Annotated in this window: 10 protein-coding genes; 3 read left to right on the top strand and 7 right to left on the bottom strand. The window is 39.3% G+C overall.

The genetic code is table 11. The features are described 5' to 3' along the window. Positions 1-158: 158 nt before the first annotated feature. On the top strand, positions 159-713 hold the full coding sequence (locus tag D5018_RS22300; protein WP_279386894.1) for a group II intron maturase-specific domain-containing protein: 555 nt from the start codon (positions 159-161) through the stop codon (positions 711-713). Between the two features lie 85 nt (positions 714-798). Here D5018_RS22300 and D5018_RS21580 read toward each other — a convergent pair whose 3' ends face one another. Further along, the gene (locus D5018_RS21580) at positions 799-1074 is read right to left on the bottom strand and encodes a hypothetical protein (protein WP_133309346.1); all 276 of its coding nucleotides are present in this window, start codon (positions 1072-1074) and stop codon (positions 799-801) included. Between the two features lie 539 nt (positions 1075-1613). Continuing rightward, complete coding sequence (locus D5018_RS19630; protein ID WP_121840684.1) at positions 1614-2150, bottom strand: hypothetical protein; 537 nt, start codon at positions 2148-2150, stop codon at positions 1614-1616. A gap of 127 nt (positions 2151-2277) precedes the next feature. On the opposite strand from D5018_RS19630, the gene D5018_RS19625 reads away from it, so the two are divergent. After that, positions 2278-2457, top strand: a complete 180-nt coding sequence (locus D5018_RS19625; protein WP_121840683.1) for a hypothetical protein — start codon at positions 2278-2280, stop codon at positions 2455-2457. On the opposite strand, the gene D5018_RS19620 is transcribed toward D5018_RS19625, so the two are convergent. The 5 genes from D5018_RS19620 to D5018_RS19595 form a co-directional block, all read right to left on the bottom strand. Then, a complete protein-coding gene (locus D5018_RS19620; RefSeq protein WP_121840682.1) occupies positions 2441-2620 on the bottom strand; it encodes a hypothetical protein in 180 nt (59 codons plus the stop codon). The two genes, D5018_RS19625 and D5018_RS19620, sit on opposite strands and share 17 nt — an antisense overlap. Positions 2621-2717: 97 nt before the next feature. Next, positions 2718-4259, bottom strand: coding sequence for a hypothetical protein (locus tag D5018_RS19615; RefSeq protein ID WP_121840681.1), 1542 nt, complete (start codon positions 4257-4259; stop codon positions 2718-2720). Positions 4260-4694: 435 nt separating this feature from the next. Next, a complete protein-coding gene (locus D5018_RS19605; RefSeq protein ID WP_121840679.1) occupies positions 4695-5315 on the bottom strand; it encodes a plasmid pRiA4b ORF-3 family protein in 621 nt (206 codons plus the stop codon). Positions 5316-5836: 521 nt separating this feature from the next. Next, positions 5837-6118 carry a hypothetical protein gene (locus D5018_RS19600; protein ID WP_121840678.1) on the bottom strand — a complete coding sequence of 94 codons (282 nt, stop codon included), beginning with the start codon at positions 6116-6118 and terminating at the stop codon, positions 5837-5839. 137 nt (positions 6119-6255) lie between these two features. Further along, positions 6256-6516 (bottom strand): hypothetical protein, encoded by a 261-nt coding sequence (locus D5018_RS19595; protein WP_121840677.1) that lies wholly within the window; start codon positions 6514-6516, stop codon positions 6256-6258. Between the two features lie 467 nt (positions 6517-6983). Between D5018_RS19595 and D5018_RS19590 the strand changes: the two genes are divergently transcribed. Next, positions 6984-8540, top strand: coding sequence for a transposase (locus D5018_RS19590; RefSeq protein WP_121840676.1), 1557 nt, complete (start codon positions 6984-6986; stop codon positions 8538-8540). The last annotated feature ends 342 nt before the right edge of the window (positions 8541-8882 follow it).

Here is an 8882-nt window from a genome sequence, read left to right as displayed (position 1 = left end):
GTTTCCACACTGGAAATTTGGTGTCAGGCCGATGGTTGGATAATGGGAGCCGTATGAGCTGAGAGGTTCACGTACGGTTCTGAGAGAGCCTGCGGGGGAAGTTCCCGTGGGCTACTCACCTCATCATCCTAGTTTGCTCGAAACGAGCAGGAGAAAGAGTGCTTGGAAGTATCACAAGATACCTATCTTCAAAACTGAAGCTAGAGATAAACAAGGAAAAGAGCCAAGTAGTAAAAGTAAATCAAAGTAAGTTCCTAGGGTTCACTTTCAACCGAGGTAAAATCAAATGGCATGCGAAAACATTGCAAAAGTTCAAGCAGAGAGTGAGACAACTCACGAACCGAAACTGGGGCGTGAGGATGGAATACCAACTGTATAAATTGAAGCAGTATTTGCAGGGCTGGATAAACTACTTCGGGATAGCGAATGTGTATCAACAATGTGTCGAACAAGATCAATGGATACGTCGAAGAGTAAGAATGTGTTTCTGGCGTCAATGGCGTAAGCCAAGGACGAAAGTGCAGAACCTACTCAAAAGAGGCGTTCCAGAGAGAATGGCAATATCTTGTGGGATCACAAGTAAAGGGCCATGGAGGAGTTCGAAAACGAAAGGAATACAACAAGGGTTGACGAATAACTACTTAGCGACGAAAGGCCTGTACTCACTAAAAGAAGGTTGGATAGCGATACACTACCCGTTAAAGAGGAGCTAAATGAACCGCCCTGTGCGGAGCCGCATGCAGGGTGGTGTGGGGGCTGAGGGCTAGAGACCCTCGGCTACCCGATTATATGCACATACTACTTTGCCATAATTAATGGAACATGATTAACAATAAGGTAAAAAGAAAAGCTTATCATTAATGGAATTAAGTACATTACAATTGAAGAGCCAAACTGCGGAAGTAAAAATACTGGCAACGATGTTGGTAGAAGGCAAAGCATAGTTTTTATAAAAGGTACAGTAAGCTCAACCTTACACTTTGAACATTTTTGGGATGCTATAGGTGATAAATTTAATTTCCCCCAGCTTGACATAGCTGGCTGATGGCAGCTTGGACATGTTAATTTACTCATTAGCTTCCCTTGTGCATATAACGCCCGTCTTAACAGGCAAATAGTTGTTGGCTAAAATTTGGAGCGCAGCGACAAAAGCCAACGAGTATTTGTCCTGTTGAAGCGCTTGTTAGCCTTTTCTGTTTATATATGCAGCGAAATTTTTGATTTCTTTACTGCAATACTTTGATGATATTTTAAATAGCCTTTTATATTTAGGGCTTACTTCACTTTTTGTTAAGTTATCAATGACTACAGGTATCAGAGTCAATGATTTCGCAAACTTGTAATCCTGATCGTTTATCTCTTTATATGGAATTGTGTCTAAACACTCAAGTAGCTTAACGTTTAAGCTGATTTCAGTTTTTAGCTCATTACTAAAACTGTTAAATGATAAGAATGTTAGAGCTAATAATATGATTTTCTTCATTGGTGCTACATTCTCCAAAAAGAAGGCTAACGCCCGTCTTAACAGGCAAATAATTGTTGGCTAAAATTTGGAGCGTAGCGACAAAAGCCAACGAGTATTTGTCCTGTTGAAGCGCTTGTTAGCACTACAACTACTCAGCATTCGACGCATAGTCATAGCTTTTACCAAAATGTTTAATTAATTTATCAAGCATTTTAAGATTAAGTTCATTTCCAAAATGTTCATCTTTCGCCTTTGCAACCATATTCCTATGGTGGATAAGAATATCTTTTTTGCCTTCAAAAAAACCAACTGAAGCTAAAACATAATCATTCCATTTTAAAGGGCTTAATTTGGATTGTTCATTGCTCGTTAGAGATAACTTAGCATTTTCAGCTGCTTTTTTATTGTCTCCTGATAATGCTCGAAGTTGAGCAACGTGCCAACGCATAGTCAAATCTTTTGAATTATGTTTTTCAATATATAATTCTACTAAATCAGCAGCTTCCTTGTAGCAACCTTTATTACCTAACGCTCTAAAACCACTATTTTGAGTTTGGTCAAACTCGATATGATTAAGCTTTAAGTCAGTTTTAAGATGCTTTTTAAATTCAGCTTTGCAATCTACAGCAGCTTGAATAGGAAGGGAAATTAAAATGCTTAATGCAATAATAGTGGATTTAAACATGAACTTTCCTTGTAGTGCTAACGCTGCGTTAAAAGGCTACGCATTTTGTAGTCCTTTTGAACGCCTTGTTAGAACCCGTTTTAAATGGGGTAATGTTTAATTTATTAATTTTAAGGAGATTTATATTATGAATTTAGCTGCAAATTTAGCAAACTATCTTAAAATTGCTACACAGCACCAACTAGATCGACTAGGTGAGATTGCAAGTAACTTACCCGATGAAGATCGAGAAATGTTTTCGAAAAAACTCTTAGATGCTATAGATGAAACTAAACTTATGGACATGTTAATTACTTACCGTAAGTAAACTCTCTATACAGTTGTGAATTAGCACGGATTTTATCATCCAACTCAGATATTTCCTTGTTTAGAGATTCGTTAGGATAGTCAGGTTTGTTACGCAACTCTTCTATTTTCAGGAAGTTTTCGGTATTTTCTTTGAGTAGTTCGTTGATTTCTAATTCAGACATATTCATTCCTAAGAGATTGTTTATTGTCACAAGTGACAGGGATTAGGGTTATAACGCCTAAATCAGGTGCGCCGTAGGCGTCACCTGGATTTACTTGTTAAGCCCCGGTAACCATTGAATTAAGGTCTTGGTACCAGTGTGTTTCATTAGCTATTTTGGTTGCTGACTCGTCTAAAAGTAAGTCGTTTGGCAGGATTTTTGCAAGGTCAATTCCATCGCGGCCAAATCGCATGGTTGTTTCAGCCCACTCAGACTCCTCTGGCCCGACAGATGGTTGAAGAGCATGGCAAAATACTGCTTTCACGTTTTTACTTTTATAATCAAATGAATTAATGGAGTTCGCTATTTTTTTGTGGCGTTCGAACTCAACGAGTGGCCCATGAAGAGTTTCATAAGCGATATGTACTATTGTGTTACCTTCGTCAGGGGCTTGATCAATAGCCTTTCCAAGAAGTTTTCTTACATCTTTTGCTTTCTTATCTATAGCTGTATCAGATAAACATTCCCATTTGGCACAATATGCTGAATATACTCCAGTACAGAAGAGATTCAGGATGTGCTCTTCATCATCAGGTCCGACTGCATTAACTCCTTTGGGAGAGTGTACTTGGGTGTAACTACCATTTCGCTCGTAGTCTCCAGCAAACAAGGCAACCATTTGAGGAGAGTTCCATGACACTTGGAAGTCTTCAAAGTGCTTATTTACCGCAGGCATATTTATAAAATCTACAGAAACGCTAACTTGATCATTCTCTAGAGTATACCCAGAACTAATCATTTCATTTCTAGCTATTTCCGCGAAAGCTGACGCCAAAATCGTCAGGGGTGTTTCTGCCACTTCAACTTTGAAAGTTACGTCCATAAAAGTAGGGATTTTGAAAGCAGCCATAGCCTGAACAAGAATATCCCACCTTCTATTCCATTCCTTTCTTTCCGTTTCAGAGTACTCTGTTACTTTTGCCTGTCTTTTGCACTCTACAAAGAATTGATTGCCATCCTTTTCGACAAGAATATCAGGAGTTTTTTTATCCGCTGTTTCTGGAATAAAAGAAACATCCCACCCATTCCTTGCATACATTAGAGCAACACTAATTTCAAATAGTATTGAGTCAGGTTGGTTATTCTTCCCCCTAAGAAGCTCAATTAGCTTTGCATCTATGCCAGAAATACTTTTAACCATATCTATGTGCCTGCCAAATGCACAAAAGAAAGGGTAAATTCTGCATGACTGAGAGGCTTCATTTACATATGGACGGTGGTAAAGTGACTCCACAAGATACATGTACCAAGCAATCCAGTCCTGGTGATATGCGATTCTTTTTTCTGATTCGGAAAGCTCTTCCCGCTTTTTTCCTTCCTCTGGGAAAAAGCTCATTTGTTGTTTTTTGAAGTATGCAACAACAGATTTCTTACGCTTATCCCATTCAGATTCGCCCATTATCTCGAGAAACCAATCAAACGACTTCTTCGCATCAAGAATCCATTGTTCAGTCTTTCTACTTTCAATATATTTCTGGTGTTCTTTCCAGCGTGCATCCATATTAGATTGCATTTTCTTTGCTCGCTTCCTCTTTACATCACGGCGTGCTTTTACGTTCTTTATTTTTCTCTTTGATATTTTAACTCTCGATAGTGACATGTACGTAACTCGTAGGGGCTTAACGCCCAATTAACGGGCAAATGGTGTTTGGCTATAATTTTGGAGCGCAGCGACAAAAGCCAAACAGTATTTGTCCCTGTTGAATTGCTTGTTATGCGCCGTTGCGTGTCATTCTGCGTTGTCATTACACGATTTGCAATTGCGACCTTTTTTAGTGTGATATAACTTTGCAGCCATAAAAGTAAACATTGCAACAAACGACCAAAGTAATGCAAACGCTAGGCTTTCATCAGATTCATGACCTTTGAAAAAAGAAACAGTTTTTGATGTGATAAAAATAACAATGAACACAGTTAAAGGACGAACTGACCCAAACGTGGATGTCATAGTGGAAATTCCTTTTTAAACTTAAGCGCATAACGCCTAAATCAGGTGCGCCGTAGGCGTCACCTGGATTTACTTGTTATGTTTTTCTTACTCTGGCTCAACGCCAAATGCATTACACCAGCGTTGATAAGGGTCAGAAAACTTGGTTCTTTTCGCTGAAAAATACTCTGGTTTGTATGGCCAATATTTCTTAGCATGATTCTGTAACCAATGAGCTATCTCCTCATACTCGTCACTTTCTGGTGAAGAAAGAATTTCCAAAAGGTTGTAATAGCCAGGAACACTACCGCAGTCTTCTGGCGGGCATGCACGTTCACCAGCAAGGCAGTTTGGAATTTTTTCATTTTCATTGGCTAAAAACATACCGATGAAAGTGATCTCGTGTTCCCAGCTATCACCAAAATCGTATGTGTAGTCAATGCTGTTACCCAAAGTAGTGAAATATTTCTTTATGGGAACTTCCCAACCCGGAATGACTTCAATCTCATCAAATTCAGAATCTGGAATACCAATGTGTTTTCCATCTGTGGGTGATTTTTTTCTTGGTCTGAATTCGTGTAAGTGATAATCCAGCCATCCCATTGCATCTTGAATAGCTACGTGCAACTCCCAGAAATTATAATCGGAAGGAACATCAATCTCTCTCCATATTTCTGGTTCAATCTCTGTCAGAGAAACTCTAAATCTGAAAATCTTTTGAGAGTACACAGTTCACCTTTACAAAGAATACGGAGAAAAGTCCATATTATACATGCGATGCAGTGGACTTGAGGGAAAACATAACGCCCAGTTAACGGGCAAATGGTGTTTGGCTAAAATTTGGAACGCAGTGACAAAAGCCAAACAGTATTTGTCCTGTTGAACTGCTTGTTAGGCGCACCGTTTACGTTTTGTTATTACAGACGTTTTGGAGTGTGCCCAATTTTGTTTTTACGAAACTGCCAATCCTTTTGCCGACTTCGATAACTTTTAAACAACCAGAAACAACATTGAATAGGGCAGTTTCGTGGTTGATCTACAACAACAGAATTTAAGCTGAATTTCCATTGCTACCGCAGTTGAACCTTGTATGGTACAACATTAAAACCAATGAATTTTTTACCACGCATAACGCCCGTCTTAACAGGCAAATAGTTGTTGGCTAAAATTTGGAGCGCAGCGACAAAAGCCAACGAGTATTTGTCCTTGTTGAAGCGCTTGTTATACGTTTTATTTACGAACACCCTAGCTTACTGATTAAGTTGCTTGTGTGAACTATAAACGTGTTCTGAATTGTTCCCAACTACTAGGTATGCGTCCATTTCAACAGTAAAAGGCGTAGATAAAGGTTTTATTTGGAGAAAACCAGCTTCTCCCAAATTAGTAGCAAGTAATGCAACATCACCTCTTGCAACCCTAGTTTTATCTGTGTCTTTTAAATCACCATTAACATACAACTTAGCACCGCTAAACCAAGAATTAGTGATTTTTACATTATGTCCTTTTACTTCGAATTCAAATGTTTTTCTCATTACAACTCCATACCCTGAGAAACGTATAACGCCCGTCTTAACAGGCAAATAGTTGTTGGCTAAAATTTGGAGCGCAGCGACAAAGGCCAACGAGTATTTGTCCTGTTGAAGCGCTTGTTATGTGTAAGGTTTAACGGTTAACGGGGTTTTATGATATTTTCGATGGTGAGTTCGGTTGCTTCTTCATCGCTTTGTGAATACCAAATTTTAATTGCAGTTTTGTTATCGTATACTTCGGCACTATATAAGGGCGTGCGCTCTTCATTTTCTTCAATGAACCAAATCGTTTTGCCTGTTTTCCCTGTAACTTCAATTATTTCTATAACTTCCGATGTATCATAGGGGTTTGATACGGAATAAACTGTTGATTGCTCAACATCTACAATTGTATTCGACATATAATCAACCCTTACTTTTTGATTGTAACTGCCGCTAAGTTTAAACCGATTTTACACATAACGCCGCATTAAGCGGAAAATGGTTGTTGGCTAAAATTTTTGTAGCGAAGCGGAAAAAAGCCAACAAGTATTTTACCGATTGAATGCCTTGTTATACGATATTACTTGATTACGCAATGGCTTAGAGTTTACAACGAACTTGAACGAAGTAAACTGCCACGCCAAATGAACTTTGGATTTTTGAGCCAATAGCCAATGTTTTTCGAGCTAATGGCGCAACCAATGTTTGAGCTTTTACGCAATGAGTTGACGCCTATTAGCGACAAGCTGAACGCAAAGGCGAAAACACGATAAACCTTGAGCTTTAAACTGCAAATTAGCTTTGAGCCAACACTGAAGTTTATCCTAGATAAATCAGTTGATAAATGGCATAACACTACAACCTGATGTTTTTATAGGCCGAGTCTATGAAATTGCGAGGTTCTACCATTCACCCATTAGGTGAAGCCCAAAATACTCAATTATCACCCAAAATCGCCACTGAAGATCGACCTCAGATCGAAATTGATACCTTTGATGGCAAAGTTCATGTTGAGTGGGATTCAGATGCTGAACTGACTCCTTACGGTCAACTTCCCTTTTTCATTCAGTTTTTAAAAGTTGGGCACCGTTTTGATCCTTGGGTTGAAGAATGCCCTTTGGAGTACACAAGTAATAATGCGCCTAAAGTCAGAGATGTACTGGGTTCACTGTTACTGAGTGTGCTCTCTGGTCATCAAAGATTTATTCATATGACGGCATTACGTAACGATACCGTTAATTCTAGCCTGTTAGGTATGTCAAAAATTATTGGTTGTGACTCTGCCAGAAGAGCACTGTCAAAAATTGATGAAGATAAAGGCACAGCTTGGCTTCGAGCTCATCTCAATGCTTGCTATCTACCTTTACTCAGCACCAGTTGGATCCTCGATGTTGATGTGACAGTTAAACCTCTCTACGGTTTCCAAGAAGGTGCAGTTAAAGGCTATAACCCTCATAAACAGGGGCGCCCAAGTCATGCTTATCATTCATACCTTATTGCCAATTTAAGGCTAGTGCTAGATGTGGAAGTTCAGCCCGGTAATCAAACATCATCATCACACTCTTTGCCTCGATTATTATCGCTCCTTGAGCAATTTCCAGCTGATTGCAAACCAGAATTCGTTCGTGGTGACTGTGATTGGGGGGCTGACTCAGTAATGACCGCTTTAGAAGAAGTCAGTCAATCGTACCTCTTCAAAATGAAGAAAGGCTCTGGTGTTAAAAAACTGCTCCGCTCGCAACATGGGCAAGGTGGCTGGAAAAACTTTAATCGATATTGGGAAGTCAAAGAAAGTGAAATTCAACTAGGTAGTTGGAAACATGCTCGACGTGTCATCTTGATGAGAAGAAAACTTCAAAAAAGCGATGAGCTGGTGCTGGAGCATAAGGTAAATGGTCAGCTATCACTTGGTTTTATCGAAGAGCCAGAGGAATTTAAGCTTTATGAATACTCGGTTCTGGTTACTGATTTAAACAAGGATGTCATCAGTATCGTACAGCTTTATAGAGATAGAGCAGACTGTGAGAATAACTTCGATGAGCTTAAAAACCATTGGGGTTGGGGAGGCTTTACTACACACAAAATGCATTCCACTCAAATGATGGCTCGAATAGTCGCGCTGATCTACAACTGGTGGAGTTTATTTGTAAGGCTTATTAATCCCAATAGTCATCTCGAAGCCATTACCAGCCGTCCATTACTGTTAAGCAGTATTGGAAAGCTTACAAAATCAGGCAGACAAAAATTCTTAAAGCTGACTCATAGCCATGCTAATCATGAAGCTGTAGCAGGCACTTATCATAGGGTTATGCAGTTTTTTGAGCAACTGAAGTCCACTACTCAGCAGTTAACAAAGAAAGAGTATTGGCAGCTCATTATTGAAAAGATTATTGAGCTAATTGGAGTGAAAAGAGGGTTAATACCGATAACTTCGTCAGGATAAGCAACTCCTTAAGAAAGAACCAAATGATCAAGCTAAGATCGAGCCACTGGATATTGAGGGTGGAAGGCAACTGATTTTTTTAGGTTTATTTAAACCAACAACCTAATTTACCCAAGTGGCAGCAAGCGTATAACGCCGCATTAACGGGCGTGAAATTGTTGGCTATAATTTGCGACGCAGGAGCAAAGCCAACGATTTTGCGTCCTGTTGAATGCCTTGATACTTATTGAGCCTTCTCCCAGCTTAGCGACGAATCGCTAAGCTTTAGGCAACCAAACCAAAACAGGAGAAGACTCAATGAGATTCTATAACAAATTGCATCCATATTACTGTGGAATCGAT

Origin of the sequence: Parashewanella curva (assembly GCF_003675895.1) — a bacterium.
Lineage (GTDB): Bacteria > Pseudomonadota > Gammaproteobacteria > Enterobacterales > Shewanellaceae > Parashewanella > Parashewanella curva.
The sequence above is the reverse complement of the archived record's forward strand: the minus strand, read 5'-3'. Positions and strand labels throughout refer to the sequence as shown.